The organism is Stella humosa, from assembly GCF_006738645.1.
Lineage (GTDB): Bacteria > Pseudomonadota > Alphaproteobacteria > ATCC43930 > Allostellaceae > Allostella > Allostella humosa.
The window spans coordinates 1,677,943-1,704,678 of sequence record NZ_AP019700.1; the positions used below are offsets into that span (position 1 = coordinate 1,677,943).

The 26,736-nt window shown below is 69.2% G+C and carries 28 protein-coding genes; 10 read left to right on the forward strand and 18 right to left on the reverse strand.

Annotated elements, in window-relative coordinates; translation table 11 throughout:
• Window positions 1–36: 36 nt before the first annotated feature.
• Window positions 37–1,890 carry an ABC transporter ATP-binding protein gene (locus STVA_RS07835; RefSeq protein ID WP_123689173.1) on the reverse strand — a complete coding sequence of 618 codons (1,854 nt, stop codon included), beginning with the start codon at window positions 1,888–1,890 and terminating at the stop codon, window positions 37–39.
• 65 nt (window positions 1,891–1,955) lie between these two features.
• Here STVA_RS07835 and thyX point away from each other — a divergent pair, with 65 nt between their 5' ends.
• On the forward strand, window positions 1,956–2,912 hold the full coding sequence (thyX, locus tag STVA_RS07840) for an FAD-dependent thymidylate synthase (RefSeq protein WP_420822815.1): 957 nt from the start codon (window positions 1,956–1,958) through the stop codon (window positions 2,910–2,912).
• 44 nt (window positions 2,913–2,956) lie between these two features.
• Window positions 2,957–3,616, forward strand: a complete 660-nt coding sequence (locus STVA_RS07845; RefSeq protein ID WP_170216402.1) for a L,D-transpeptidase family protein — start codon at window positions 2,957–2,959, stop codon at window positions 3,614–3,616.
• A gap of 15 nt (window positions 3,617–3,631) precedes the next feature.
• On the opposite strand, the gene STVA_RS07850 is transcribed toward STVA_RS07845, so the two are convergent.
• Genes STVA_RS07850 through STVA_RS07865 form a run of 4 tightly spaced genes read right to left on the reverse strand, consistent with a single transcriptional unit; the run spans window position 3,632 to window position 7,516 of the window.
• Window positions 3,632–4,666, reverse strand: coding sequence for a sensor histidine kinase (locus tag STVA_RS07850; RefSeq protein ID WP_197735815.1), 1,035 nt, complete (start codon window positions 4,664–4,666; stop codon window positions 3,632–3,634).
• A gap of 2 nt (window positions 4,667–4,668) precedes the next feature.
• Window positions 4,669–5,115 carry a response regulator gene (locus STVA_RS07855; RefSeq protein WP_123689170.1) on the reverse strand — a complete coding sequence of 149 codons (447 nt, stop codon included), beginning with the start codon at window positions 5,113–5,115 and terminating at the stop codon, window positions 4,669–4,671.
• Window positions 5,112–6,626 (reverse strand): sensor histidine kinase, encoded by a 1,515-nt coding sequence (locus STVA_RS07860; protein WP_123689169.1) that lies wholly within the window; start codon window positions 6,624–6,626, stop codon window positions 5,112–5,114. Before STVA_RS07860 ends, STVA_RS07855 begins: the two co-directional genes overlap by 4 nt.
• A gap of 53 nt (window positions 6,627–6,679) precedes the next feature.
• Window positions 6,680–7,516, reverse strand: coding sequence for an endonuclease/exonuclease/phosphatase family protein (locus STVA_RS07865; RefSeq protein ID WP_170216401.1), 837 nt, complete (start codon window positions 7,514–7,516; stop codon window positions 6,680–6,682).
• Window positions 7,517–7,650: 134 nt separating this feature from the next.
• Here STVA_RS07865 and STVA_RS07870 point away from each other — a divergent pair, with 134 nt between their 5' ends.
• Entirely contained in the window at window positions 7,651–8,004 is a 354-nt protein-coding gene (locus STVA_RS07870) for a hypothetical protein (protein WP_123689167.1), read from the forward strand.
• 38 nt (window positions 8,005–8,042) lie between these two features.
• On the opposite strand, the gene STVA_RS07875 is transcribed toward STVA_RS07870, so the two are convergent.
• Genes STVA_RS07875 through STVA_RS07895 form a run of 5 tightly spaced genes read right to left on the reverse strand, consistent with a single transcriptional unit; the run spans window position 8,043 to window position 13,786 of the window.
• Window positions 8,043–8,498, reverse strand: a complete 456-nt coding sequence (locus STVA_RS07875; protein ID WP_142235700.1) for a hypothetical protein — start codon at window positions 8,496–8,498, stop codon at window positions 8,043–8,045.
• Window positions 8,499–8,524: 26 nt separating this feature from the next.
• The gene (locus tag STVA_RS07880; RefSeq protein ID WP_123689165.1) at window positions 8,525–10,321 is read right to left on the reverse strand and encodes a PAS domain-containing protein; all 1,797 of its coding nucleotides are present in this window, start codon (window positions 10,319–10,321) and stop codon (window positions 8,525–8,527) included.
• Complete coding sequence (locus STVA_RS07885; RefSeq protein WP_170216400.1) at window positions 10,321–11,817, reverse strand: TolC family protein; 1,497 nt, start codon at window positions 11,815–11,817, stop codon at window positions 10,321–10,323. The genes STVA_RS07880 and STVA_RS07885 overlap by 1 nt, the downstream gene beginning before the upstream one ends.
• Before the next feature lie 14 nt (window positions 11,818–11,831).
• The gene (locus STVA_RS07890) at window positions 11,832–13,010 is read right to left on the reverse strand and encodes an ABC transporter permease (protein WP_170216399.1); all 1,179 of its coding nucleotides are present in this window, start codon (window positions 13,008–13,010) and stop codon (window positions 11,832–11,834) included.
• The gene (locus tag STVA_RS07895) at window positions 13,007–13,786 is read right to left on the reverse strand and encodes an ABC transporter ATP-binding protein (protein ID WP_245978274.1); all 780 of its coding nucleotides are present in this window, start codon (window positions 13,784–13,786) and stop codon (window positions 13,007–13,009) included. Before STVA_RS07895 ends, STVA_RS07890 begins: the two co-directional genes overlap by 4 nt.
• A 48-nt stretch (window positions 13,787–13,834) precedes the next feature.
• Here STVA_RS07895 and STVA_RS28070 point away from each other — a divergent pair, with 48 nt between their 5' ends.
• Window positions 13,835–14,332 (forward strand): type II toxin-antitoxin system RelE/ParE family toxin, encoded by a 498-nt coding sequence (locus STVA_RS28070; protein WP_245978272.1) that lies wholly within the window; start codon window positions 13,835–13,837, stop codon window positions 14,330–14,332.
• A gap of 13 nt (window positions 14,333–14,345) precedes the next feature.
• Window positions 14,346–14,672, forward strand: coding sequence for a HigA family addiction module antitoxin (locus tag STVA_RS07905; RefSeq protein ID WP_123689160.1), 327 nt, complete (start codon window positions 14,346–14,348; stop codon window positions 14,670–14,672).
• Window positions 14,673–14,829: 157 nt separating this feature from the next.
• Here STVA_RS07905 and STVA_RS07910 read toward each other — a convergent pair whose 3' ends face one another.
• The 5 genes from STVA_RS07910 to STVA_RS07930 form a co-directional block, all read right to left on the reverse strand.
• Complete coding sequence (locus STVA_RS07910; RefSeq protein WP_123689159.1) at window positions 14,830–15,672, reverse strand: carbohydrate ABC transporter permease; 843 nt, start codon at window positions 15,670–15,672, stop codon at window positions 14,830–14,832.
• Entirely contained in the window at window positions 15,669–16,544 is an 876-nt protein-coding gene (locus STVA_RS07915; protein WP_123689158.1) for a carbohydrate ABC transporter permease, read from the reverse strand. Before STVA_RS07915 ends, STVA_RS07910 begins: the two co-directional genes overlap by 4 nt.
• A gap of 66 nt (window positions 16,545–16,610) precedes the next feature.
• Window positions 16,611–17,906 carry an ABC transporter substrate-binding protein gene (locus tag STVA_RS07920; RefSeq protein WP_123689157.1) on the reverse strand — a complete coding sequence of 432 codons (1,296 nt, stop codon included), beginning with the start codon at window positions 17,904–17,906 and terminating at the stop codon, window positions 16,611–16,613.
• Window positions 17,907–17,949: 43 nt separating this feature from the next.
• Window positions 17,950–18,954: an ABC transporter ATP-binding protein gene (locus STVA_RS07925; protein ID WP_123689156.1), complete on the reverse strand. Its 1,005-nt coding sequence runs from the start codon at window positions 18,952–18,954 to the stop codon at window positions 17,950–17,952.
• A gap of 121 nt (window positions 18,955–19,075) precedes the next feature.
• Window positions 19,076–19,486: an EF-hand domain-containing protein gene (locus STVA_RS07930; protein ID WP_197735816.1), complete on the reverse strand. Its 411-nt coding sequence runs from the start codon at window positions 19,484–19,486 to the stop codon at window positions 19,076–19,078.
• Between the two features lie 231 nt (window positions 19,487–19,717).
• Here STVA_RS07930 and STVA_RS07935 point away from each other — a divergent pair, with 231 nt between their 5' ends.
• Genes STVA_RS07935 through STVA_RS07950 form a run of 4 tightly spaced genes read left to right on the forward strand, consistent with a single transcriptional unit; the run spans window position 19,718 to window position 21,566 of the window.
• Complete coding sequence (locus STVA_RS07935; RefSeq protein ID WP_123689154.1) at window positions 19,718–20,095, forward strand: hypothetical protein; 378 nt, start codon at window positions 19,718–19,720, stop codon at window positions 20,093–20,095.
• Between the two features lie 6 nt (window positions 20,096–20,101).
• Window positions 20,102–20,722 carry an RNA polymerase sigma factor gene (locus STVA_RS07940; protein ID WP_123689153.1) on the forward strand — a complete coding sequence of 207 codons (621 nt, stop codon included), beginning with the start codon at window positions 20,102–20,104 and terminating at the stop codon, window positions 20,720–20,722.
• Complete coding sequence (locus STVA_RS07945; protein ID WP_123689152.1) at window positions 20,719–21,168, forward strand: hypothetical protein; 450 nt, start codon at window positions 20,719–20,721, stop codon at window positions 21,166–21,168. Before STVA_RS07940 ends, STVA_RS07945 begins: the two co-directional genes overlap by 4 nt.
• Complete coding sequence (locus tag STVA_RS07950; RefSeq protein ID WP_123689151.1) at window positions 21,165–21,566, forward strand: periplasmic heavy metal sensor; 402 nt, start codon at window positions 21,165–21,167, stop codon at window positions 21,564–21,566. The genes STVA_RS07945 and STVA_RS07950 overlap by 4 nt, the downstream gene beginning before the upstream one ends.
• A gap of 48 nt (window positions 21,567–21,614) precedes the next feature.
• On the opposite strand, the gene STVA_RS07955 is transcribed toward STVA_RS07950, so the two are convergent.
• The 3 genes from STVA_RS07955 to STVA_RS07965 form a co-directional block, all read right to left on the reverse strand.
• Window positions 21,615–22,607 carry a hydroxyacid dehydrogenase gene (locus tag STVA_RS07955; RefSeq protein ID WP_123689150.1) on the reverse strand — a complete coding sequence of 331 codons (993 nt, stop codon included), beginning with the start codon at window positions 22,605–22,607 and terminating at the stop codon, window positions 21,615–21,617.
• An 82-nt stretch (window positions 22,608–22,689) separates the two neighbouring features.
• Window positions 22,690–23,682: a hydroxyacid dehydrogenase gene (locus STVA_RS07960; RefSeq protein ID WP_123689149.1), complete on the reverse strand. Its 993-nt coding sequence runs from the start codon at window positions 23,680–23,682 to the stop codon at window positions 22,690–22,692.
• Window positions 23,683–23,738: 56 nt separating this feature from the next.
• Window positions 23,739–24,506, reverse strand: a complete 768-nt coding sequence (locus STVA_RS07965; RefSeq protein WP_197735817.1) for an SDR family NAD(P)-dependent oxidoreductase — start codon at window positions 24,504–24,506, stop codon at window positions 23,739–23,741.
• A gap of 232 nt (window positions 24,507–24,738) precedes the next feature.
• Between STVA_RS07965 and STVA_RS07970 the strand changes: the two genes are divergently transcribed.
• Entirely contained in the window at window positions 24,739–26,733 is a 1,995-nt protein-coding gene (locus STVA_RS07970) for an ABC transporter ATP-binding protein (RefSeq protein WP_197735818.1), read from the forward strand.
• The last annotated feature ends 3 nt before the right edge of the window (window positions 26,734–26,736 follow it).

Sequence of the window (26,736 nt, forward strand, 5' to 3'; positions counted from 1 at the left end):
TGCGGCGGCGACGCCACCGCCGGGGGCCGGCCGGCGTCAATCGGCCGCCTGCGCCTCATGGGCCAGGTCGCCCAGGAACCCGCCCGACTGGCGCTTCCACAGGCCGGCATAGATGCCGCCAGAGGCCACCAGTTCGGCATGGGTCCCGACCTCGACGATGCGGCCCTGGTCCATGACGACCAGCCGGTCCATCCTGGCGATCGTCGATAGGCGGTGGGCGATGGCGATCACCGTCTTGCCGTCCATCAGGGTGTCGAGGTCCTCCTGGATGGCGGCTTCCACCTCGGAATCGAGCGCCGACGTCGCCTCGTCCAGGACCAGGATGGGGGCGTCCTTCAGCAGCACGCGGGCGATCGCCACGCGCTGGCGCTGGCCGCCCGACAGCTTCACGCCGCGCTCGCCGACATGCGCCTCCAGCCCCTGGCGGCCGCGCGGGTCGACCAGGTCGGGGATGAAGAGGTCGGCATGCGCGCGGGCGGCGGCGGCGGCGATCATGCCGTCGTCGGCCTCCGGCCGGCCGTAGCGGATGTTGTCGCGCACCGAGCGGTGGAGGAGGGAGGTATCCTGCGTCACCACGCCGATCGCCGCCCGCAGGCTCTCCTGCTCGACCTGGGCGATGTCCTGGCCGTCGATCAGGATGCGGCCGCCCTCCAGGTCGTGGAAACGCAGCAGCAGGTTGACCAGGGTCGACTTGCCGGCCCCCGAGCGACCCACCAGCCCCAGCCGCTCGCCGGGCCGCACCACCAGCGACAGGTCGTCGATCACGCCCGACTCCCGGCCGTAGTGAAAGCGGACATGGTCGAAGGCGATCTCGCCGCGGGCGACGGCCAGCGGGCGGGCGTCGGGCCGGTCGATGACGGTGTGGGGGCGGGCCAGCGTCTCCATGCCTTCCTGGACCACGCCCACATTCTCGAAGATGCCGGTCACCACCCACATGATCCAGCCGGACATGTTGTAGATGCGGATGGCCAGGCCCGCGGTCAGCGCGATGGCGCCCTGGGTGACCGCCCCTTGCGTCCACAGCCACACCGCCAGCCCGACCGTGGCGCCGATCAGCGCGCAGTTGAGGACGGCGATGATACCGCTCATCACCGTCACCAGGCGAAGCTGGGCGCGGATGGCGTCGGTGTTGCGGGCGACGGCGCGGCGGACATAGGCGTCCTCGCGCTCGGCATGGGCGAAGAGCTTCACCGTGGTGATGTTGGTGTAGCTGTCGACGATGCGGCCGGTCAGCGCCGACCGGCTCTCGGACGCCGCCCGGGCGCGGTCGCGGATGCGCGGCACCATCACGCGCAGCGTCACGACATAGAGCCCCATCCACACCAGCAGTGGCACCGCCAGCAGCGGATCGGCCTGGGCGAAGAGGATGACGGCGCTGACGGCATAGACGATGACGAACCACAGCGAGTTCACCGTCTCCATCACCGATTCGCGCAGCGACACGCCCGTTTGCAGCACGCGGTTGGCCAGCCGCCCGGCAAAGTCGTTCTGGAAGAAGCTGAGGCTCTGGCGCACCAGGTAGCGATGGCTCTGCCAGCGCACCAGGTTGGTCAGGCTCGGCACCACCGTCTGGCGCACCAGCATGTCGTGCAGGATGCCGCAGAGCGGGCGCAGCACCAGCACCACCACCGCCATCACCAGCAGGCTGGTGCCCTCCTGGGCGAAGAAGTCGGCCGGTGCCGTTGTCTTCAACAGGTCGATGATCTGGCCGATGTAGCGGAACATCGCCACTTCCAGCAGCGCCACGGTGCCGCCGGTTGCCATCAGCACCACGAAGGTGGGCCACACCTGGCGGATGAAGTGCCAGTAGAACGCGATCAGGCCGGCCGGCGGCTGGGCCACCGGGGCGGGCTTGAACGGGTCTATGCGGCGCTCGAACCAGGCGAACATGCTACTTGGGCTCCGAACGAGTGGGAGATGAGGGGGCCTTCATCTCAGCGGTTTATGGCGGCAACTTGACGGGCTATACGGTGCCCATGGCCCTGACCGATGCACAGCTAGCTGAGATAGACGCCGCGCGCGCCGAAACCCGGCCGACCCTGCGGGCAACCGTGCCGGCGCTGGAGGAGATCCTGCATGTGCCGTTGCCGGTGCTCGACCACGGATTCGTGCGGGTCATCGACTACATGGGCGACGATGCCGCCGTCGTCCAGGCGGCGCGGGTATCCTATGGCCGTGGCACGCGCAAGGTCAGCGAGGATCGGGGGCTCATCAACTATCTGATGCGCCATCGCCATACCACGCCGTTCGAGATGTGCGAGATCAAGTTCCATGTGAAGCTGCCGGTCTTCGTCGCCCGCCAGTGGATCCGCCATCGCACCGCGAACGTGAACGAGTATTCGGCCCGCTACTCGGTGCTGGACCGGGAGTTCTACATCCCCGCGCCCGAGCATCTGGCGGCCCAGTCCGCGGTCAACCGGCAGGGCCGGGGTGCGGTCCTCGCCGGGGAGGAGGCGGCCCACGTCCTGGCCCTGCTGCGGGACGACGCGACGCGCAGCTACGACCATTACCTGGAGATGCTGAACGAGACCGAGTCCGGCGAACGCCGCGATCCCACCCGGGATGGACTGGCGCGCGAGTTGGCGCGGATGAACCTCACCGTCAATGTCTATACCCAGTGGTACTGGAAGACCGACCTCCATAATCTCTTGCATTTCCTGTCCTTACGGGCCGATCCTCATGCCCAGTATGAGATCAGGGTCTATGCCGACGCGATGGCCGAGGCGCTGAGGCGCTGGGTCCCGATGGTGCATGAGGCCTTCCTCGACTACCGCATGGGGGCGGCGATGCTGTCGGCCAAAATGCTGGCGGTGGTGCGCCGCATGCTTGCGGGTGAGACCGTGGGCCAGGCCGAAAGCGGGCTCGGCGCCCGCGAATGGCGGGAATTGATGGCGGTCCTGGACCGCGCCTGAGGCAATGGGCTGAAGAGTTCAGGGGGCTGAAGAGTTCGGGGACGATGCGATACCTGCTTGCCGTGATGCTCCTGGTGCTGGGCGCCTGTGCCGAGCGCCCCGTAGCGGTCGCGCCCACCGCCGCCGTGCGGTCGCCGACCGATGGCCAGACGGCCGCCCTGACCGCCGGTGGCTTTGCCGATCCGGCGCGCGTCGTGCGCTACGACGTGGCGACGCCGCCGCCATTGCCGCGCTTTCGCCGGGCCAGCCTGACGCCGCCCGATGCCGCACCGCCACCGCTGCTGGCCGACCGCATCGTCGTCCACAAGATGGACCGGCGCATGGAACTGGTGCGCGACGGACAGCCGATCCGGACTTATCGCATCGATCTTGGCTGGCAGACGCTGGGCCACAAGCAGCATGAGGGCGACGGCCGCACGCCAGAGGGCATCTATCGCATCGAGACGCGCAACGAGCGCAGCGGCTTCCACCGCGCGCTCAAGATCTCCTACCCCAACGACCAGGACCGGGCGCGGGCGCGTTCCCAGGGCATGTCGCCGGGCGGCCTGATCATGATCCACGGCCAGCCGAACAACGCCCAGTCCTATGCCCGCGCCCAGAAGAAACGGGACTGGACCGAGGGCTGCATCGCCGTCACCAACGACGAGGTCGAGGAGATCTGGACGCTGGTGGCGGACGGCACGGAGATCGACATCCGTCCGTGACCGGACGGCCCGCCCCTACAGGGCGAAGTTGAGGGTCACGCGGGTGCCGGCATGGCGCTCGTCGAAGCGTACCGCCGATTTCAGGTCAGCCGCCATCGCCTTGACGATGCGCGAGCCCAGGCCCGTGCCGCGCGGCTTGCCGATGCCGGCCCAACCGATGCCATCATCCTCCACCACCAGCGACACGTCGCGCTCGCCGACATGGCTGATCTGCACGCGGACGTCGCCATGGGTCCCGGCGGGGTAGGCGTATTTGTAGGCGTTGGTAACCAGCTCCGTGACGATGACGCCGACCGAGACCGCCTTGTCGGTCGGAATGCGGATCGGATCGGCGTTCAGCCGGATCGTATGGTCGCGGCCAGTCGCCTTCATCGCCGACTGCAACTCCTCGATCAGGCTGTGCAGGTAGGCGTCGATCTCCACGAAGCGGACATCGTCGGAGGTGTAGAGGCGGCGATGGATGCCGGCGATGGCGGTGATGCGGGCCTGCATCTCTTCCAGGGCCGCCCGCGCGGTCGGGTCGGTCATGGAGTGGGCCTGCATGTAGGCCAGGCCCGCCACCAGGGCCAGGCTGTTGGCGACGCGGTGGTTCACCTCGCGCAGCAGCATCTCGGCCCGGTCGCGGGCGGCGCGGGTCTCTTCCTCGGCCCGCTCCTTGGCGCGGCGCAGCCGATGGGTCTCGATCGCCTGCTGCACGGCCTCGGCCAGCAGCTCGCGGAACGAGCCGTCGACGTTCTTCCAGACATAGTCGACCGCGCCTGCCTTCAGCGCCGCCACGGCGACCCGGCTGTCCTCCGACCCGGTGACGTAGACGACCGGCGGGGCATCGGCCAGGGCCAGGATCTGCGGCAGCAGGTCGAGCCCGGTCTCGCCCGGCATGTAGTGGTCCAGCGCGACGACGTCGATGCCGCCCTTCAGGATGCGGGCGATGCCGGCCGCGCCATTGTCTGCATGCTCGAAGGCGAACCCGCGCGGCTCCAGCGTGCGCTGCACGAGGCGCGCGAGGCCCGGGTCGTCGTCGATGTAGAGCAGGCGTGGTCGGTCGGGCACGGTCAATCGATCTCCGGAACCTGCATTACCGCAAAGAACAGGCCGAGTTGCCGGATTGCGTTGGCGAACGCCTCATAATTCACCGGCTTGGTGATGTAGACGTTGGCGCCCAGGTCGTAGCAGCGCTGGATCTCGCGCTGGTCGTCGGTCGTCGTCAACACGACCACGGGCGACCGCTTGGTGTGCGGGTTGGCCTTCACCTTGGCCAGGATGTCGACGCCGGTCATGTCGGGCAGGTTGAGGTCGAGCAGGATCAGCAGGCCGCGGCCGGCGCTCACCTGGCCCGAGCCGTCCTTGCCGAAGAGGTATTCCAGCGCGCTGGTCCCGTCGGTGAAGGGGACGATCTCGTTGTGGACGCCGGCGCGCCGGATGTTCTTCTCGATCAGGCGCGCGTGCCCCTCGTCGTCCTCGACCATGATGATGGTCACCGCCTGTGCGGCTGTGTTCATGACGTCTTCCTCTCGACTGCGATGCCGGGTGCTGCGGCGAAGCCATCGGCACGGCGGGGCAGGATTACCCGGAAAACCGTGCCGCGACCAAGCGCGGAATCCACCGTGACGTCGCCGCCCAGGCGGCGCGCCAGGGTGCGGACGTGGGCCAGGCCGATTCCCTCGCCGGGCTGGTCCTGCACGCCAGAGCGCCGGAACAGCTCGAATATCCGCTCATGGTCCTGCGGGGCGATGCCGCGGCCATTGTCTTCGATCTCGTAGGCGAGTTGCCCGCCCTGCTCGCGCCCGCGCACGACGATCCGGCCCGGGCGGGCCGGATCGAGGTACTTTACGGCATTGTCCACCAAGTTGCCGAAAATCTGCTCCACCGCCAGGCGATCGGACAGGATGTTCGGCACGGGCTTCTCGACGATGATCGAGCCGTCGTTCGACTGGAGCTGGTGCTGCACGCTGGCGGCCGCCGTTTCCAGCATGGTCCCCATGTCGATCCGCTCGGCGGTCAGTGTGCGCCGGCCCTCGCGCGACAGCTTCAGGATGGCGTTGATCAGCCGGTCCATGCGCGTGGTCGACGAGCGGATGAAGCGCAGCGCCTCGGGCAGGTCCTCGAAGGCGGCCTGGCGCGCCTCGATTGCCTGGCCGGGCTCCACCAGCTTCTCGGTTTCGGCCACATGGCGCTGAAGCACGTCGAGCGACACTTCCAGCTCGCTGGTGAAGCCCATGACGTTGACCAGCGGCGCCCGCAGGTCATGGCTGACGATATAGGCGAACCGCTGGATCTCGTCGTTCGCGCGGGCCAGATCGGACGTCCGCTCGGCGACCCGCTCCTCCAGGCTGAAGTTCAGCTCCTGCACCTCCTGGCGGGCCGCGACCAGGTCCTGGGTGTAGCGGACCGACATCCAGACCGAGCCGCCGGCCAGCAAGGCGATCACCAGCGCGCCGGCGATGACGGCCCAGCTCAACGCATCGGCGCTGTTCCGGGTGTTGCCGGCGGCCGTCTGGATGCTGCGGTCGATCTGGCCGATCAGCTCCCGCAGATGGTCGCGCAGATTGTCCATCACCACTTTGCCGCGATCGGTCCGCACCAGTTCCACGGCGTCGGCGACACGCCCCGTGCGCACCAGTTCCACGGACTGGGTCAACTCGCCCATCTTCTCGTCGGCCAGGCCGGCGATCCGCTCGATCTGCGCCAGCCGGGTGGCGTCGCCCGCGAACAAGGCGCGCAGGCGCTGCAACTGCTCGGGGATGCGCGTGCGGCCCAGCTCGTAGGGCTCCAGATAGGCGGTATCGGCGGTGATGACGTAGCCGCGCTGGCCGGTCTCGGCATATTGCAGCAGGGTCAGCAGGCCGCTGGAGGCCGAGCGGGTCTGCTGGGCGTGGAGCACCTGCTCGGTGTATTCCCCCGTGCGGTCGACCAGCCAGAGAGAGGCGGCGACGATCGCGAGCAGCGCCAGCGCGCCCGCGGCCAGGAGCAGGATGGTGGTCCGGGCGAAGAAGGTGCTGGTAATGGGCATCGGCTACCTGGGCGGCACGGGGGCGATGAAGCGGGCAAACCGCGGTTGGAGCGTCAGGCGAGTTCCAGCAGCACCGGCTGGTGGTCGGACACCTGCGTCTCAACGTCGTAATGCACGTTGCGGACGCGGGGCGCCAGATCCTCGGTCAGCAGGATGTAGTCGCTGGTGTGCGGCGGCTTGTGCACCTGCTCGAAGATGCAGAAGGAATGCGGGTGCGGGGCAGCGCCATGGGCAACCGTCCAGGCATCCCGGAAGGCGGGGACACCGCCGTCGAACGGCTCCAGCAGCGATCGCAGGATCGGCTCCTCGGGGGTCATGTTGAAGTCGCCCGTCAGGACAGCCGAGGCGGTCTGCACGTCGGTGGCGAACGTGCCGTTGCCCTCCCTGGGCGGCAGGGCGAAGCGGGCGGCGGCGGCCTCGTGCGCCTGGCGGATCGTCGCCACCTGGGCCATCCGCTGCTCGGGCGAATAGAACTCCATGTGCGTCGTCATCACCCGGACCGGCCCGAAGCCGGCATGCACGACCGCGTCCAGCACCAGGCGCGGCATCGACCGGCCGCCGTCGGCGACCCAGGGGGCGGCATGGCGCAGCACGCGGCCGACCGGCAGCCGCGACAGGATCATGTTGCCGAAGCGCTTGCGCCGGCCCTTGCCGTCGGGCAGGTCCACCGCCACGCCTTCGATCGCCTCGTAACCCGGCAGCAGGGCCGCCAGCTCGGCGAACTGGTTCTCGCCCCGGCTCTGCTTCAGTTCGGGGAAGTTGTCGGCCACCTCCTGGAGGCACAGCACGTCGAAATCGGCGATGCGCCGCGCGTCGGCGACGATGCGCGCCAGGTCGAGGCGGCCGTCGATGCCGAGGCCCCATTGGATGTTCCAGGTGATCAGTTTCATGGCGCTTCCCGTTTCGTCGCGGGCGCAGTATCTGCGGCCAGGCATGCCGGGTTCAAGGACGGCGGTTGAATGGTCGCGCCGGCGGCCCCATAGTCCCGCCCTCGCTCATCGGACGCGCAGCCGGGATCATTCGCATGCACCTCGTCGCCCGACATTGCCTTGCGGCCGCGGCCCTGCTTGCGCTGGGCGGCCCGGTCGCCGCCGAATCGAGCTCGGTGGTCGCGCTTGGGCTGGAACTGGCCGCGAAGGTGTGCGGCCCGAACGGCTTCCACGCGCTGGTGGGCGGGGAAGTGGCGCTGTACGAGGGGGGCGAGTTCACGGGGCAGGTCAGCGGCAGCGACGGCCATGTCTACACGTTCCACAAGACCGCCAGCGGCGCCTCCTGCATCGACGAAGCCAGCAGCGGCGCCAAGACCAAGACCTTCACCGCGACGGTCAGCTACAACAAGCCGTATGTTCAGCGCGGGAGCTGGCAGGGCGGCATGTAGCGTCGGCTGCGGTCGAATTCGGTTCAGTCGATATCGGTTCAGTCGATCTCGAACGTGAAGCGGCAGCCCACGCCCTGCACCTGGGCCTTGCCATCGCAGCCGATGCCCGCCTGCTCGGCCCGCTGCGAGACGATGGCGCAGCTCCAGTATTGCGAGCAGGTGACCACGCCGTCGCAGCGCAGGTTCACCGTGATCGAGACGCGCCAGCTGCAATAGACGGGCGACAGGGCGGTGCGATGCTGGAAATGCACGTCCCGGGTCTTGATGATGTGGCCGCCGCTGCCTTCGGTGGGGAAGGGGCCGTACAGGTCGCCGGATTGCCCCGATGCGACGACGGCTGAGCCGGCGATCTCGTCGACGACGCCCTTGCCCGCCAGCGATGCCGGCATCCGGTTGGTGAAGGTGAACTGCAGGCGATCCTCGGCCAGCGCCGGGGTGGCCGGCATGATCGTCAGAACCAGGGCGGCGGCGGTCCATCGCGAATGGCTTCTCACCCCTGTCCTCCTTCGGGCCCGACCGGCTAGGGCCGCACGATCTCGTCACCGGGGTTGAGGCCGGCGGTCACCTCGATCCCCTGGGGCAGGCTGACGCCCAGCGTCGGCTTCACCTCCTGCGGCTCGCCCTGGGCGCCGCGGCGCACCATCAGGCGTGGCCCGTCGGCGGTGCGGCGCAGCAGGTCCGGCGGCACGATGAGTGCTGCGCGGTTCTCGTAAAGAACGATCTCCAGCGTCGCCGACATGCCGATGCGCAGCGCCTGGCGCGCGCTTTCCGGCAGGTTGCGGATGGCGACCAGGACATCGAAACGCGCCCGGGCGGAACGCCCGCCGGCGGCGGCGTTGGCCTGCGAGGACACGGCCGCGACCTCGCCCGCCAGCGGCTGGCCGCCGAAGCCGACCCCTTGCACCACCACCGGCAGGCCGGGGCGGACCCGGCCGACGTCGATCTCGTCGACCTGGCCGCGCACCGATAGCGATGTCAGGTCGCCGATCTCCAGCAGCGTGCGGCCCTGTTCCACGCGGCTGCCGACGACGATGTCGCGGCTGGCGGACCCGCCGCCTTCGCCGCCGCTGCTGGCGGCTGCCGCCCGCGGCCGCAGCGCCACGCCCGACACCGGGGCGATGATGCGCGCACCCGCTAGCTGGCGCACCTGGTCGGCCAGTTTCTCCTCGACGCTGGCGAGGTCCAGCCGGGCGATCGTGACCTGCTCGGACGACCCCTTGCGCAGGGTGGCGGCCAGGTCCTGCTCGGACGAGAAGACCTGGAGCTCGCTCTGGCTCAGTTGCTGCTGCAGGCTGTCATGCTCCTGCTTGGCGATGATGCCGCGCCGCAGCAGGTCGGCCGCGGTCTGCAACTGCTGCTGCGCGCGCTCCAGCCCCTGGCGGTTCTGGGCAAGCTGCCGGCGCGCGCGCTGCACCTCGTTGCCGCGCTCCCAGCCCAGCAGTTCGTCGACCTTGGCACGCGCGTTCATCGTGGCCACCACCGACTTGCGCCGTTCGCGCTCGATCTCGGCCCCCTCCAGGCGGACCAGTTCCTGGCCCTGCTCGACGCGCGAGCCATAGACGAAGTCGCGGGCCAGGATCTCCCCGGCGAAGGGGGCGGTGACCTCGACCACCTTGCCGGGCTCGATCGTGCCGGTAACGCTGGTCGTCTGGCGCAGCGGGCGCGGCTGGACGACGAAGCCCGAGGGTGCGGTGCCGGCGGCGGCCGTGGGCCGGCGGATATCGGGCGGCTGAGCGGCGGTCCAGGCATAGAAGGCGGCACCGCCGACGACGAACACCGCCATGCCGAGCGCGATCAGGCCCAGGCTGCGCACCCGGCGCTTGGCCTGGTCGAGCGAGCGGGTCTTTTCCTCCAGCCCGCGATAGGCCTCGGTCAGGTTGTCGTTGCGCGCGCGCAACTCCTCGGCCAGGCGCTGCTCGGAGGCGCGCAGGATGGCGGTCTCGGTGATGTCGTCGATGACCAGGACGACCCCTTCGGTCGTGCCGCCGTCGCCGCGCAGCAGGTTGGCGCGCAGGTCGAGGACGCGCCGCCGCCCGTTCGAATGGTACTCGACCTCGCGGTGGTAGCGGCCGGAGACGTCGTAGCTGGCCTCGACGATGGCGTCGGTCAGGGCTTCGTTGGCCGGGTCGTCGAGCAGCAGGGCGACCAGGCTCTCGCCGGTCAGCCGGTCCGCCTCCATGCCGATGATCTGGCCGGCGCGCTGGTTGATCGCGGTCACCCGGCCCTCGGCGTCGAGCGTGACGACACCGCTGGTCATGCTTTCGACGACGCGCAACGCGTGCTCGGAGCCCGGCCGCGGGGTTTGCTGGTCGACCATCACATCGCCTCCAGCCGGACGCCCCAGGTCTGGAGCGTGACGCCCAGCACGTCGTCCAGCGCCGTGAGGGCATTGAGATAGCCGATCCGTGCCGAAAGCAGCTCGGTTCGCGTGCGCACCAGGTCGTCCTCGAAGGTGACGACCTGGAAGTTGCTGCTGCGGCCGGCGCGCAGGCGCTGGCGCTCGATGTCCAGCTTCTGTTCGGACAGCGCCACCGACTGCTGGGCCAGGCGCTGCTGCTGCCAGCTTATTTCCACTTGGCGCAGCGCGTTGCGTACCTGCACCTCCAGCCGCTGCTCCAGGTCGCGCAGCGACAGCTCCTGCTGCTGCAGGCCGATGCGCGCGCTGACGGCGCGCGCCTGGTCGGACAGGTTGGAGATGGGGATGCGCAGCTCCAGCCCGATGCCGACGGCGGGCTCGATGCGGCCGGCGCGGCGGAAGGTCGACAGCAGCGTGCGATCGCTGGAACTGGTCGACAGGTTGCCGACCGCGTTCAGCTCCCACCGCAAGCCGTCCTCGGCCAGGCGCAGGTTGATCCGCGCGACATCCACCAGCAGGAAGGCCTGGCGATAGTCCGTGCGGTTGGCGCGCGCGATCTCCAGCGCCTTCGCCAGGTCGATCCGCACCTCCTGGGCCGTCAGCGTCTCGGTCGGGGTCAGGCCGATGGCGACGTCGAGCGCCAGTATCTGCAACAGGTCGAGCCGGGCGGCATCGAGGCTGTTGCGTGCCGACAGCAGCGACAGTTCCTGGCGGGCGACGTTGGCCTCGCTTTGCACGATCTCGACCGCCGGCAAGCGGCCCGCCGCCACGAGCTGGCGGTTCACGCCCATCAACTCGACCGCGCGGCGCAGCGAATCCTCGGCAATCTTCACCTGCTCGCCTGCCTGCATCAGGCTGCGATAGGACTGGATCGCCAGCACGATGGCGCCGGTCACCGACCGCTCGGTGCCCAGCGTCTGGATGCGGCGGTTGATCCGGCTGATCTCCAGGCTGGCGGTGGCGACGTCGCTGCCGGCGCCGCGCAGCAGCGGCTGGAGGATCGTCAGGTCGACCGACTGGTCGTAGGTGGTGCCGCCGTCGCCGAGCTTCAGGAAGGAGCCCGAGGCCGATGCGCGCATCTGCGTGCCGTAGGGCAGGGCCAGGGACACGCTGGGCGTCCAGCTCCCCAGCACGGTTACCTTTTGTCGCGGGTCGCCGGGCGCGCGCTGCGCGCGGTTGGCGCCCGCCGTCGCCGCCAGGCCGAACTGCGGGTTGAACTCGTCCTCGGCCACCCGCAGGTTGAAGTCGTCGACGATGCGGCTCAGCAGGACGCTGCGCACGGTGCGGTTGTCCCGCAGCATCAGGGCGACGGCCTCGGGCAGCGAGATGCTCTTGGTCTGGGCGAAGGCGCCGGTCATGGCCGGCGACTGGGTTTGCGCCTGCGCTGCCGGCACGGCCAGGCCGGCCCCGAGCAGGAGGGCAGCCGGCAGGAGGGCGGCCAGCAGGCGGGGCAGCATGGGGAATGCTCCGGTCATTCGTACCGCAGGGCCTCGATGGGGTCGACCCGCGAGGCCTGGCGCGCCGGCAGGTAGCCGAAGACCACGCCGACCACGGCCGAAACACCGGCGCCGAGCGGGATGGCGAGCGGGGCGACGCCGAAGGTCCAGCCAGCCAGCGAAGAGGCGCCATAGGCGGTGCCGACGCCGATGACCGTGCCGAGGAAGCCGCCCGTCAGCGACAGGCACATGGCCTCGACCAGGAACATGGTGACGATCGACCGGCGGCGGGCGCCGATCGCCATGCGGATACCGATCTCGCGCCGGCGCTCGGTCACCGCCACCAGCATCACGTTCATCACGCCGACGCCGCCCACGATCAGCGAGATCCCGCCGATCGCCCCCAGCAGCAGCGTGTAGAGCCGCATCTGGTTGGCCATCTGCTCGATGATCTGCTCGGCGCTGCGCGCCTGCACCTGGCGGTTGGGCTGGCCCTGGCGCAGTTGGGCTTCCACCTCGCGGGCGGCCCCGCGCGGGTCGTTGCCGGCGGCGATCCGCAGGACGGCCCCGGTCAGGCCCTGGTCCGGCGCCACGCGGCGAAAGGCCGGCACCGACATCAGCAGGGCCTTGTTCATGTCGATCGGGATCAGCGGATTGATGATGGCGGGCTTCAGATGGCCGATGATCGTCAGCACCGATCCGTCCGGCCCCGGCAGGCTGCTGCCGATCGGCAGCCCGGTGCCGGCCCGCGTGAACAGGCCGACCAGATCGGCACCCGCGACGGCGAACAGCTCCGGCCCGTCGAAGGGCGATGGCGCCCGGCCGGCCGCCAGGCTCAGTTCGGCCGCGACCATGAATTCCGGCGTGGCGCCGACCAGGATGCCGTACATCGGCGGCTGGCTGCCGGCGGTGAACTGCTCGCTGCGCTGGCCGTAGGCGGCAGCCGTGCCGACCCCGGGCACGGTCGTCGGCAGGCCCGATATCTCCTCGGCCGTGAAGCCCGTGTTGAGTTCGCCGTCCGAGCGCGTGGTCAGCGTCACCAGGTCGGTGCCCATCGCCTCGAACTGGCGCAGCGCCTCCTGGCGGACGATGGCGCCGATATTGACCATGGCGATGACCGAGCCGGTGCCGATGACGATGCCCAGCAGGGCCAGCAGCGAGCGCTGCTTGTTGCCCGTCAGGTTGCGGAACGCCTCGCCCAGCAGGCGGATCACGCGTGGCCTGCCGACGCCGGGCTGGCGGAAGACGGCTCGAGGGCATGGTCGAACACGCCGCTGTCGTTGACCAGCAGGCCGTCGCTCATCACCACGCGGCGCGGGCACTGGGCGGCGACATGCGGGTCGTGGGTCACGATCACCAGGGCCATGCCGTTCTCGCGGTTCAGCGCGCGGAACAGCTCCATCACCTCGGCGCCGGTCTTGGTGTCGAGCGCGCCGGTGGGCTCGTCGGCCAGCAGCAGCCGCGGCTCGCCGACGATGGCGCGCGCGATGGCGACCCGCTGGCGCTCGCCGCCCGACAGCGCCTGCGGCCGGTGGCCGGAGCGCTTGCCCATGCCGACCCGCTCCAGCGCCGTCATGGCGCGCCGCCGGCGCTCGGCGTCCGGCACCGCGCGATAGGTCAGCGGCAACTCGACATTCTCGCGGGCGGACAGGCGGGGCAGCAGGAAGAACTGCTGGAAGACGAAGCCGACCGTGCGGTTGCGGATGTCGGCCAGCCCGTCGGCCGCCACCGTGCCGACATCCAGGCCGTCGATCAGCACCTGGCCGGAGGTCGGCCGGTCGAGCAGGCCGATCATGTTCATCAGCGTCGTCTTGCCGGAGCCGGACGACCCCATGATGGAGACGATCTCACGCTCCTTCAGCGTCAGCGTGACGCCCTTGACGATGGGGATCTCGACCGGGCCGACGCGATAGGATTTGTGGACGTCGGCCAGTTCCAGCATGGGCCGGTGCTGGCCCGGCAGCGGTTGGGAGCGCGGGGAGACAGCCATCGCCGAACCCGATCTCAGCCGATTGACCGGTTCGCCGTGCCGCCCGCCATGTCCGTCACCTTCGCGCCAGGAACTGCTGCCAAAACAGGTTGCAACATGGGCCGCCCGTTCGCGCGACTGTATCCGATCCGGTGTGGGCATCCAACATGGGTGTGGGCGTCCGCAGCAGCACGCTGCGGATCGGACCAGGAGGCCGAGAAGTTCATTGAGACCGCGGTCACGCATAGGAGTATTGTCGCATGTGGCGCGACATGCGATATTTTGGCCATGATAGCGTCGTTTAGGCACAAGGGTTTGAAGCGGTACTTCGAGGACGATGATCGGAGCAGGCTGCCGGCAGAGTTGGTCGAGCGGGTCGGCGCGATCCTGGCCGCACTGGATGCCGCTGCTGCCCCTGAGGATATGAACAGACCGTCTTTCCGGCTGCACCCGCTCAAGGGTGACCGCAAGGGACAATGGGCCGTCACGGTCCGGGCAAACTGGCGGATCGTGTTCGGCTTTGCAGGCGGGAACGCTATCGACGTTGATTTTGTGGACTATCATTGAAAGGAGGCACGACATGCCGATGAAGAACCCACCCCACCCCGGCGAGAGCCTGAAGGACGATTTCGCCGAGCTCGGCCTCTCGGTCGCCGCGGCGGCGGCGGCGCTCGGCATAAGCCGGTCCCAGCTTCACCGCGTGGTCGCCGGCAGGAGCGATATCTCGCCGGAGCTGGCGCTACGGCTAGAGGTCGTGATCGGCAGCACGGCCGACGCGTGGCTGCGCCAGCAGGCGGCGTACAACGCGGCCCAGGTGCGCCAGAATGCCGACCAGATCACGAAGGGGCTCAAGAGGGTCGCCCTGCCGGCGGCATCCCGGCCGGAGGTGCCCGTGAGCCTAGTCTGAAACGAAAGGGATAGCTGCTTGCGGGGATTTGGCGGAAGCAAAACTCTAATCAACACCTATTCTTCGTCCGAAACATCTCCTCGATTCAAAGTTGCTTCCGCAAAAGCTATTCTTCAATAGCGAGCCCGCTGTCAGCCGATTGCGACGTCAGTCGAACCTAGCGGATTCCCGCCCGCATGAAGCTCTGCACGAACTGGCGCTGGAACAGCAGGAAGGCCAGCAGCAGCGGGCCCGACGTGATCAGCGTGGCGGCGGTGATGATCGACCAGTCGATGCCCTGGTCGGTCGACGAGAATATCTGCAACCCCACCGTCAACGGGCGCGAGCCGACCGAGTTGGTGACGATCAGCGGCCACAGGAAGTTGTTCCAGTGGTGGCTGACCGAGACCAGGCCATAGGCGAGGTAGATGGGCTTGGCCAGCGGCACATAGACCCGGAGCAGGATGCGCAGGCTGCCGGCGCCCTCGACGCGGGCGGCCTCGTCCAGCTCGCGCGGAACGGTCTTGAAGGTCTGGCGCAACAGGAAGATGCCGAAGGCCGAGGCGACGTAGGGCAGGGCGATGGCCGGGATCGAATCGAGCACGCCCAGCCGGGCCATGGTCCGGTAGTTCTCGACGATCAGGATGTCCGGCATGATCAGCAACTGCATCAGCACCAGGAAGAAGGCGATGTCGGCGCCGAAGAAGCGGTAGCGGGCAAAGGCATAGGCGGCCAGCGTGCACAGCACGAACTGGCTGACCAGGATCAGCGTGACCAGCGCCACCGTGTTGGCGAAGTAGCGCGCGAAGGGTGCGGCGTTCCAGGCGTTGGCGAAGTTCTGCAGGGTCAGCGGCGCCGTCAGGTCGAACCGGGTCGAGAACTCGGCCGGGTGGAAGGCGGTCCAGACAGCATATACGAGCGGCAGCGCCCACAGGATGGCCAGCGTCCAGGCAGCCGCGGTCTCCAGCCAGCGGCCGATGCCGGCCGGCTCGAACGGCGATAGGCGGGTATCCGCACTCATTGATAGTGGGTCCGCTTCTCGAGGAAGGCGTACTGCGCCAGCGCCACCAGGCCCAGCACCACCACAAGGACCATGGTGAGGGCCGCGGCATAGCTGGTGTCCCAGAACTTGAAGCCGACCTCGTAGATATAGAAGAGCAGCAGCGAGGTGACGTTGTCCGGCCCGCCGCGGGTCATGACGATGATGTGGTCGACCAGCCGGAACGAGTTGATGACGGCGTTGATCAGCACGAACATCGTCGTCGGCATCAAGAGCGGCAGCACCACCCGGCGCAGGTAGTAGTGGCGCGACGCACCCTCCAGCGCGGCTGCCTCGGCCAGGCTGGGCGGGATCTGCTGCAGGGCGGCCAGGTAGAAGATCATGAAGAAGCCGGCTTCCTTCCAGATCGCCACCAGGATGACGCAGGCGAGCGCCGTGTCGCGGCTGCCGAGCCAGTTGTGCGAGGGCAGGCCGAACAGGCCCGTCACCTGCTCCAGCAGGCCATACTGGGGCGTGTAGAAGAACAGCCAGATATTGGCGACCGCGATCATCGGCAGCACGGTCGGCGTGAAGAAGGCGGTGCGCAGCCAGGTCCGCCCGGCCAGGCGGTCGTTCACCCAGAGCGCCATCACCATGGCGAGCGCGATCGAGACCGGGATGGTGCCGAGCGCGAACCACAGGTTGTTCACGACCGACTGCCAGAAGACCGGGTCGTCGAGCATCACGGCGTAGTTGTCGGTACCGATGAAGCGGGCAGGGCGGCTGCCGCGCGGCGTAGAGTAGAAGCTGTCGACCAGGGTCGCCACGGCCGGCCAGTGGGTGAACAGCGCCAGGAAGGCGATCGCCGGCAACAGCAGCAGCCAGCCATGGACATGGACGTCTATGCGTCGCATCGGCGATCGGTCCCGGTCAGGAAGGAGGGGGCGGGTGCCGCGCGTGGCACCCGCCCCGTTCCGCTGCTACTTCTTATAGGGACGCAGGATGCGGGCGGCCTCGGCCTGGGCATCCTTCATCGCCTGCTCGGGCGTCTTGGCGCCGGTCAGGGCCGCCTGCAAGCCGTCGTTCAGCGCCTTGGTCACGCGCTGGTTCTCATGCGTCGACAGTTCGGCCACCGCATGGGGAAGCTGGTCGCGGGCGACGGCCGCGGCCGGGAAGCCCTCGACATACTTCTTCATGGCCGGCGTCTCCCACGAATCCGGGCGGACGGCGACATAGCCGGTGTCGATGCCCCACTGGGCCGCGCGCTCCGGCGTGGTGATCCACTTGATGAAGGTGGCGGCGGCCTCCTGCTGAGCCGGCGTGCTTTTCTTGAAGATGTAGAAGTTGCCGCCGCCGGTCGGGCTGCCCAGCCGCTTGCCGGCCGGCAGCATGGCGACGCCGAAGTCGAACTTGGCGTTGGCGCGGACGTTGGTCAGGTTGCCCGTCGTCGTCCACATCATCGCCGTCTTGCGCTCGAAGAAATCCTTGGGCGTGGTGCCCCACTCGATCACGCCGGGCGCCATCACCTTGTGCTTGGTCGACAGGTCGACCCAGTATTGCAGCGCCTGCACCACCTCGGGCTTGTCGTAGAAGGTGGTGTCGCCGGCCTGGTTCATCAGCTCGGCCCCAGCCTGGGTCGTGAAGCCCTGGAACAGCCAGTAGGGGAAGCCCGAGGACGGCACCTGCATGCCCCACTGGGTGACATTGCCCGACGCATCGCGCTTGGTCAGCTTCTTCGCGAACTCGATCTGCTCGTCCCAGGTGGTGGGCGGCTTGTTGGGATCGAGGCCGGCCTCCTTGAACGCCTCCTTGTTCCAGTACAGCACGACGGTCGAGCGCTGGAACGGCACGCCCCAGGTTTTGCCGTCGGTCTGGCTGTTGGTCATGAAGGCCGGGAAGAAGCTCTTGAGCCAGGCGCGGTCGGCGTCGGTCTTCACGAAGCCGTCGATCGGCACGATCGCGTCCTCGTCGATCAGCGTGAACATGTCGGTCGACAGCAGCACCGAAGTGACGGGCGGCGTGCCGCTCTTGTGGGCGGTCAGCGCCTTGACGATCGTCTCCTGGTAGGTGCCGGCATAGATCGGCGTCACCTTGATCGACGGGTGCTCCTTCGAGAACTCGGTCGCGTACTGGTCGATCAGCTTGGTGATCGGCCCGCCCACGGCGACCGGGAAATAGAACGGCACCTCGACCGTCTGGGCGTGGGCCGCGGTGGACATCACGGCCACGGCCGCGGCCAGGCCGGTGGTCCTCAGAATCTGCGTCAGCGTCGACATGGTGTCCCCTTCCTGTTGTGCGGCCGCCATCCCTGAAGGCGGTCTATTGCAGGCGTTCGCCCGTTTTCGCGTCGAACCAGTGACAATCGCCGTCGACCCAGGCGAGGTGCACCGTGTCGCCGGGTTTCAGCGCCGACTTGCCCTCGACCTTGGCGAAGATCTTCTCGCCCGCCGCCTCGGTCTCGACCAGGCTGTCGGCGCCCAGATACTCCACCGTCACCACCCGCGCCGGCAGCCCCTCGGCCGCAACCGCGACATTCTCCGGCCGCACGCCCAGGAGTGCGCCCGGCCGCGGCGAGGGGATCGACAGGCGGGCGGCATCGACCACGTTCATCGGCGGCGTGCCGATGAAGCGGGCGGCGAACACCGTGCGGGGCCGGGCATAGAGCTCCTCGGGCGGGCCGTTCTGGGCGATGCGGCCGCGCTCCATCAGGATCACCCGGTCGGCCATCGTCATCGCCTCGACCTGGTCGTGGGTGACATAGACCATGGTCATGCCCAGCCGCTGCTGGAGCGCGCGGATCTCGCGCCGCATGTCGCCGCGTAGCTGCGCGTCGAGGTTGGAAAGGGGTTCGTCCATCAGGCAGACCGGGGATTCGGCGACGATCGCCCGGCCCAGTGCCACCCGCTGCTGCTGCCCGCCCGAAAGCTGCGAGGGCTTGCGCTCCAGTAGGGCTGCCAGCCCCAGCACGTCGGCCGCCCGCGCCAGCCGCCGCTCGCGGTCGGCTGCCGGCACCTTTCGCGCCTTCAGCCCGAATACGATGTTCTCGCGCACCGTCAGGTGCGGGAAAAGGGCATAGGACTGGAACACCATGGCGACGCTGCGCTGCCCGGGCTTGAGGGCGGTCACGTCGCGCCCGGCGATGGTGATGGTGCCCGACGAGACCTGGTCCAGCCCCGCGATCAGTCGCAGCGTCGTCGACTTGCCGCAGCCGGATGGCCCCAGCAGCACCACCAGCGACCCCTCGTCGGCGGCGAACGACACGTCGTCCAGCACGCGCGTCTCCCCCCAGTCCTTGGAGACGTTGGTCAAGACGATCGCAGCCAAGGGCGCCCCTTCTCGCGGAAAAGGTGTTGGGTAGCGCCGTTTCTTTACGCGTTCGGGGCGGTTGGGTGGAAGGGGGAAGTGTGGGGCGCGCGACGAGCGCGGCCCGCTGGGCGCCCGCCCGTCACTGGCGGCGCAGGGCGCGCAGCTCGGCCAGCGAAAGGGAGCGGTCGCCGTTGGCGTCGGCCCGCAGCAGGCGCTCGGGAATGAAGAGCGCGAACTCCTCGCGCGCGATCCGGCCGTCGCCGTTCCGGTCCATCCGGGCGGCCTGGGCTGCCAGATCCTCCAGCGAAGCGGCGGGGATCCTGCGGCCTTGCTGCATGCCGCGGGCCGCCTCGACTTCGGTCGATTCGAGCAGCCCGTTGCCGTTGGTGTCCATCCGGTCGAACAGTGCCGCACGCGCGGCCTGGATCTCGGTGAACTGCAGGGCGCGGTCGCCGTTGCGGTCCGCCTGCCGGAACATCTGCCGCAACGCCTGCCCGTCCGCCGCAGAGGCGGCCCCCATGCCGATCATGGTCAGCACGACCGCAAGCATTCCTGACCGCATCCTCGTCCTCCTCTGTCGCCCGCCGGATGGCGGATGCCGGGTCTACGGCGAGGGGCAGCAGCTCCTACGCGCGCCGACGCGACAGCCGACGACGGAATCGTCGACTGCCCACCGTAGGAGGGGGGCCGTACCAGCGTACTGCCCGACATAGCCCAGCTCGGGCGGCCGGCGGTGACGGTCAGGTGTTCCAGGATCACCGGCAACAAAGAGGATAAGGTCATGCACACTTCATCGGGATGGGGATGGGCCCTTGCGGTCTCGGTCCTTCTTGGGGCGCTGCCGGCGGCGGCTGCGGAATGGACGCGCGACACAGCGCATGGCGGGCAGGTCACGCGCAGCATCACCGGCAGCGGCCCGTATTATTCCGGCCAGACCACGCGTGTCGGCCCGAACGGCGGCACCTACAGTTCCAGCGGCGCCTGCCGCGACGGGGTCGTGGATCGGTGCCGCCGCAGCTTCCAGGCGACGGGGCCGAACGGGCAGACCTATTCCGGGCACCGGGCGACGGCGCGCGGGCCCTACCAAGTGCGCTCGATCGGCACCGTCACCGGGCCGCGGGGCAATGTCGGCATCGGTGCCCGCCGCCACTGGAGATGACGGACGGTGAGCGGGCGTGGCGCCCCGGGGGATGGTGATCCGCACGGGCACCCTGAGGACGACGAGCTGCTCGCCCGCATTGCCGCGGGCGAGCAGCGCGCGCTCCGGCGGCTGGTGGAGCGGCATGGCCGGGGGATACGCCTGTTTGCCGCCCGTTTTCTGGGCAATGCGGCGGATGGCGAGGATGTCGCCCAGGACGTGTTCGTGGCGGTCTGGAAGCATGCCGGCCGTTTCGATCCGAGCAGGGCACGGGCCACCACCTGGATCTACCGGATTGCGGCCAATCGCTGCGTCGACCTGCGCCGGTGGCGCCGCTTCCGCACGTTCATCGGGCTCGACGACGTGCGGGAACTGGTCCCGACCGACGAGCCGGGCGGCGACGACCGCATCGGGGCGCGGCAGGATCTCGCTCTTGTCCGAGGGGGCTTGGCCCGGTTGCCGGAGCGGCAGCGCATGGCCCTGCTGCTGCGAGCGGTGGCCGACCTGGATGTGCCGGCAATCGCCGTGGCGATGGGCTCGACCCCCGGCTCCGTCGAGCAACTTCTCGTGCGCGCCCGGCGCAGCCTGAGGGCGCGTCTGGCCGAAATGGACGGCGTCGCCGCCGATGGGCAAAGGAGCGTCTCATGACGAGCGAAGAGTTCGAGCGGCTACAGCGCCGCTTCGGCCAGGACCATGCCGCGTGGCCGGCGCCCTATCGGCAGGAGGCCGCGATGTTGCTGGGAGGAAGGGCGGGGGCGGGGGCGGGGACGGGCGATGCGGCGCTCGATCGCCAGGTGTTGGAAGCGGCGGCGGCACCAACGGACGAGCGTGCATTCCTGGCGGGCGTGCTGGCGCGTACCGGGCGGGCGAGGCAGCGGCCGGCGTTCATTCCAGGCCTGTGGCCACGCCCGGCGGCGGTCGGGACCGCCATGCTCTCGGCCGTCCTGCTGCTCTCGGCCGTCGGCGGCTATTGGGCGGGCGGTGGTGAGGACGAGATCGCCGACGAGGTGCTGCTGGCGCTTGCCGTCGGCGCTCCTGGCGAGGGGCAGGCCGGGATATGGCCCCGCGATTCCGGTATCGGGGGCCGGCCATGATCCGGCCATCGGGCCTGCGTCTGCTGCTTGCGGCGGTCCTGGCGCTTTCGCTGGTCGCCAACTTCTTCCTGGCGGGCTATGCGCTCAACGACCGCGGCCGGGCGCAGGCAGGCGGTATCCTGGCCGAAGGCGCGCTTGCCGCCTATCCCGAACCGGTGCGGCAAGAGTTCCGCCGCATCCTGCGCGACAACCGCCTGCGCACGTTTGCGGCCTTGCGGGACATGCGGGAGGCGCGACGAAGCCTGGCCGAGGCGGTCAATGCCCGCCCGTTCGATGAAGCGGCGGTGACACGGGCCATGGCGGCCGTGCGGTCGGCCACCGACGGGTTGCAGCGCCTGATGCAGGAGTTCCTGTTGCAGGCGTTGCGCGAAACACGAGCGGACAGGCTGCCGTCCTAGAGCCGGCGACACCCACCGGCGAACCGGCCGGGTGTCGCCGGATAGAAGTCAGCCCAGCACTTCCGGGTTGATCACGTTCTCGCGGATCGGCGCGCCGTCGAAGACGCTCAGCACGTTGCGGATCGAGGCGTCGGCCATGCGCTCCACGGATTCCGCCGTGACGCCGGCCATGTGCGGGGCGCTGATGACGCTGTCGAGCTTCAGCAGCGGGTTGTTCGGGTCGGGCGGCTCCTGGGCATAGACGTCGAGGCCGGCACCGGCGATCTTGCCGCTGGTGAGTGCGGCGTGCAGGGCCGGCTCGTCGACGATACCGCCGCGGGCGGTGTTGACGAGGTAGGCCGAGGGCTTCATCCGCGCCAGGCGGTCGGCGTTGATGAGGCCCACCGTCTCGGGCGTCTTCGGGCAGTGCAGCGTCAGGAAATCGGCCCGTGCCAAAGCGGCGTCGAGGTCGGGGGCGGGCTCGCAGCCGGCGGCGCGGATCGACACCTCGGAGACGTAGGGGTCGTGGACCAGGACCTCCATCTCCATTGCCGCACAACGCTTGGCCGTGCGCGTGCCGATGCGCCCGAAGCCGACGATCAGGACGGTCTTGCCGTTCAGGTCGGCCGGCATCTGCTTCATGCGGTCGGCCACCCAGCGGCCTTCCTGCACCAGCGTGTTGAACATGGCGCCGCGCTTGGCCAGCGTCATCATGAAGAAGACCGCAAGCTCCGCCACGGACGGAGAGTTGGCCGTGCCCGCCGTCATCAGCGGCACCTTTTGCGCCGTCAGCGTCGGCACGTGGACGGCGTCATAGCCGACGCCGATGCGGGCCACCACGGCCAGCCCGTCGGTCGCCGCGACCTCATCGGGGCCGTACGGCGTGGCGCCCAGCACGACGCCATGGACCTTGCCGCTGGCGCGCAGCAGCTCGAGGAAGTCCGCCTTCTTGATGAAGTTGGGGAAGGTCGCGACCTCGACGTCGTCGCGCGCACGCAGCAGGGCCCAGCCGGCCTGGCCCATGGTGTCGGGCACCATGACCTTCTTCTTGTTGGTCGCCAACGATCCCTCCGGGAAAGTTCTGTGGGGTGGTCAGTGTAAGGCGGTGCCGCGGCCGGTCGCAGCCGGCCGCGGCCGTCACCCTTTATCCTAGCACTTCCTTGTTGACCACGTTCTCGGCGATGATCGCGCCGTCGAACACGCTCAACACGTTGCGGATCGACACTTCGGATTTGCGCTCGACCGCCTCGGTGGTGACGCCGGCCATGTGCGGGGAGCTGACGACGCTGTCGAGCTTCAGCAGCGGGTTGTTCGGGTCCGGCGGCTCCTGGGCGTAGACGTCGAGGCCCGCACCCGCCAGCTTGCCGCCGGTCAGGGCCGCGTGCAGGGCGGGCTCGTCGACGATGCCGCCGCGGGCGGTGTTGACGAGGTAGGCCGAGGGCTTCATCCGTGCCAGGCGGTCGGCGTTGATGAGGCCCACCGTCTCGGGCGTCTTCGGGCAGTGCAGCGTCAGGAAATCGGCCCGCGCCAACGCCGCGTCGAGGTCGGGGGCGGGCTCGCAGCCGGCGGCCCGGATCGAGACCTCGGAGACGTAGGGGTCGTGGACCAGGACCTCCATCTCCATCGCCGCACAACGCTTGGCCGTGCGCGTGCCGATGCGCCCGAAGCCGACGATCAGGACGGTCTTGCCGTTCAGGTCGGCCGGCATCTGCTTCATGCGGTCAGCCACCCAGCGCCCTTCCTGCACCAGCGTGTTGAACATGGCGCCGCGCTTGGCCAGCGTCATCATGAAGAAGACCGCCAGTTCGGCCACGGACGGCGAGTTGGCCGTGCCCGCCGTCATCAGCGGCACCTTGGCCGCGTTCAGCGTCGGGATGTGGACGGCATCGAAGCCGACGCCGACGCGGGCCACCACGGCCAGCCCGTCGGTCGCCTGGAACTCCTCCGGCCCATAGGGCGTGCTGCCCAGGACGACGGCGTGGACCTTGCCGTGCCCGCGCAGCAGGTCCTGGAAATCGGCCCGCGTGATGAAGTTGGGGAAGGTCGCGACCTCGATGTCGTCGCGCGCCCGCAGCAGATCCCAGCCGGCCTGGCCCAGGTCCTGGGGCACCAGCACCTTCTTCTTGTTGGTCGCCAACGGTTCCTCCGAATGCTTTTCGTGAAAACGGGTTCGCTATGACGCTGGCGGTGGCGCTAGGGCATCAGCAGCCCGCCATTCACCTCCAGCACCTGGCCGGTGACGAAGCTCGAAAGCCCCTCGGAGGCGAAATAGAGGTAGGCGCCGACGCATTCCTCGACCGTGCCCATGCGCCGCATCGGCGTCAGCTTCAGCGATGCCTCGAGCTGGTGGGTCGGCGTCGACTTCTCCTTGTTGGGCTTGCCGATGACGCCGGGCGCCACGGCGTTCACGCGGATGTTGTGGCGCGCGACCTCCTTGGCGAGGCCCCGGGTGAAGGTCGACATGAAGGCCTTGGACGCGGCATAGAGCGTCGACCGGCTGCCGCCGCCATTGCGCGCGGCCAGCGAGGTGGTCGAGATGATGGAGCCGCCGCCGGCCGCCTCCATGATCGGCAGCACGGCGCGCGAGCAGGCGAAGACCGACTGGGCGTTCAGCTCGACGATGCGACGATAGAGATCGTCGTCGACATCCTTCAACGGCTTGCGCTCGACCACGCCGCCCGCATTGTTGACCAGCACGTCCAGCCGGCCGAAGGCGGCGTGCGCCTCCTGCACCAGGCGGGCGCAGGTCGCCATGTCGCGGACGTCACCCTTCAGCACGATCGCGCGGCCGCCGGCTTGCTCGACCTCGGCCGCCACGGCCTCGGCCTGGGCCATGTTCGAGTTGCCGTGGACGGCCACCATCATGCCCTGGGCGCCGAAGCCGCGGGCCACCGCGGCGCCGATTCCAGTGGAGGAGCCGGTGACGAGGGCGGCTTTGCCGTTCAGGTCGTCGATGCGCATTTTTTCATCCTGCTGGTTTGGCTCGTGCCGCATGTAAGCGGTTGCATTTGCGGCGATTCTGCCCTGGAATTCCGAACGCGGCGGGTGCCTGGAAGCTGGGCAACGTGATTATAGGGTTGGCGCCCCGTCCGCTCTGTGTAACTTATATCGTATATTCTGCCTCACCAACGCGGAACGGGGAATGCCCAGCGCCACTCTTCTGGAGCCGACGCAAGCCAGGGCCGGCGATGCCGTGCCACTGATTTCCGTGGAAGACCTGCGGGTCGAATTCGCCACCGGCCGCGGGGTCGTGAAAGCCGTCGACGGCGTAAGCTGGTCCGTCCGGCCGGGCGAGACGATGGCGCTGGTCGGCGAATCCGGCTGCGGCAAGTCGGTGTCGGCGCTGGCGGTCATGCGGCTGCTGGCCAAGCCGGCCGGCCGCGTCGCCGGCGGGCGCATCATGTTCGACGGCCGCGACCTGCTGACCTTGCAGGAAAGCGAGATGCGCGAGCTGCGTGGCCGCGACATCTCGATGATCTTCCAGGAACCCATGACCAGCCTGAACCCGATCCTGACGATCGGGCTGCAGATCATGGAGCCGCTGAAGATCCATCTCGGCATGTCGGACGAGCAGGCGACGGCGCGCGCGGTCGAGCTGCTGGGGCTGGTCGGCATTCCCGACGCGGCCCGCCGGCTCGGCCAGTTCCCGCACCAGTTCTCGGGCGGCATGCGCCAGCGCGTGATGATCGCCATCGGGCTGGCCTGCAATCCCAAGCTGATCATCGCCGACGAGCCGACGACGGCGCTCGACGTCACCATCCAGGCCCAGATCCTGGAGCTGATGAAGGACCTGTCGCGGCGCCTCGGCATCACGCTCGTCATCATCACCCACAATCTCGGCATCGTCGCGCGCTATGCCGACCGGGTGGCGGTCATGTATGCCGGCCGGGTGGTGGAGGAGGGGCCGGCCGACCGGGTCTTCGGCGCTCCGCGCCACCCCTACACGATCGGCCTGATGCGCTCGGTCCCCCGGCTCGACCGGCCGCGCGACTACAAGCTGGCGACGATCGAGGGGTTGCCGCCCAACCTGCTGTCGCCGCCCAGCGGCTGCCGCTTTGCCGCCCGCTGCCCGTTCCGCATCGAGAAGTGCGCGATCGACCCGCCCTACCACGATGCCGGCGACGGCCAGCGCTCGGCCTGCCACCGCGCCGAGGAACTGGCGCAGGGCTTGGCCGAGGCGACCGTAGCCCCGCTGGCCGAACCGCTCGGCCGGGCCGACACCGGGCCGCTGCTGGAAGTCCGCGGGCTGACCAAGCATTTCGAGGTGCGTGGCCGCGGCCTGCTGGGGGCCAAGGGACTGGTCCGCGCGGTCGAGAACGTGTCCTTTTCGATCGAGCGCGGGCGGACCCTGGGCCTCGTCGGCGAATCCGGCTGCGGCAAGACCACCATCGGCCGCACCATCCTCCGGCTGGAGGACGCCACGGGCGGCGAGGTCCGCTTCGACGGCGAGGACCTGGTCGGCGCCTCGCGTTCGCGCATGAAGGAGCTGCGGACCAAGATCCAGGTCATCTTCCAGGACCCCTACAGCTCGCTCAACCCGCGCATGTCGATCGGCGACATCATCGCCGAGCCGCTGGTCTTCCGCCGCAGCGTGCCGCGTCGCCAGGCGCGCGAGCAGGTGGCCGAGCTTCTGGTGCAGGTCGGTCTCTATGCCGACATGGCCGAGCGCTTCCCCCATCAGCTTTCGGGCGGGCAGCGCCAGCGCGTCGGCATTGCTCGGGCACTGGCCATGGACCCCAGCTTCATCGTCTGCGACGAGCCGGTGTCGGCGCTGGACGTGTCGATCCAGGGCCAGATCATCAACCTGCTGGACGAACTGCAGGAGCGGCTGGGCCTGACCTATCTCTTCATCGCCCATGACCTGGCGGTGGTGCGCCACATCTCGCACCGCATCGTCGTCATGTATCTGGGTCGGGTGATGGAGATGGCCGACCGCGACGAGCTCTATGCCGCTCCCCTCCATCCCTACACCCAGGCGCTGCTCGACGCGGCCCCGGTGCCCGATCCGGTGGCCGAGCGCGCCCGCCAGCCGCGCGCGCTGACCGGCGAGCTGCCGTCGCCGCTGGCGCCGCCGTCGGGTTGCGTGTTCCACACGCGCTGTCCGCTGGCGACGGCGGAATGCCGACAGGCGGTGCCGGAGGTGCGCGAGGTGCGCCCCGGGCATTTCGCCGCCTGCATCAAGATCTGACGG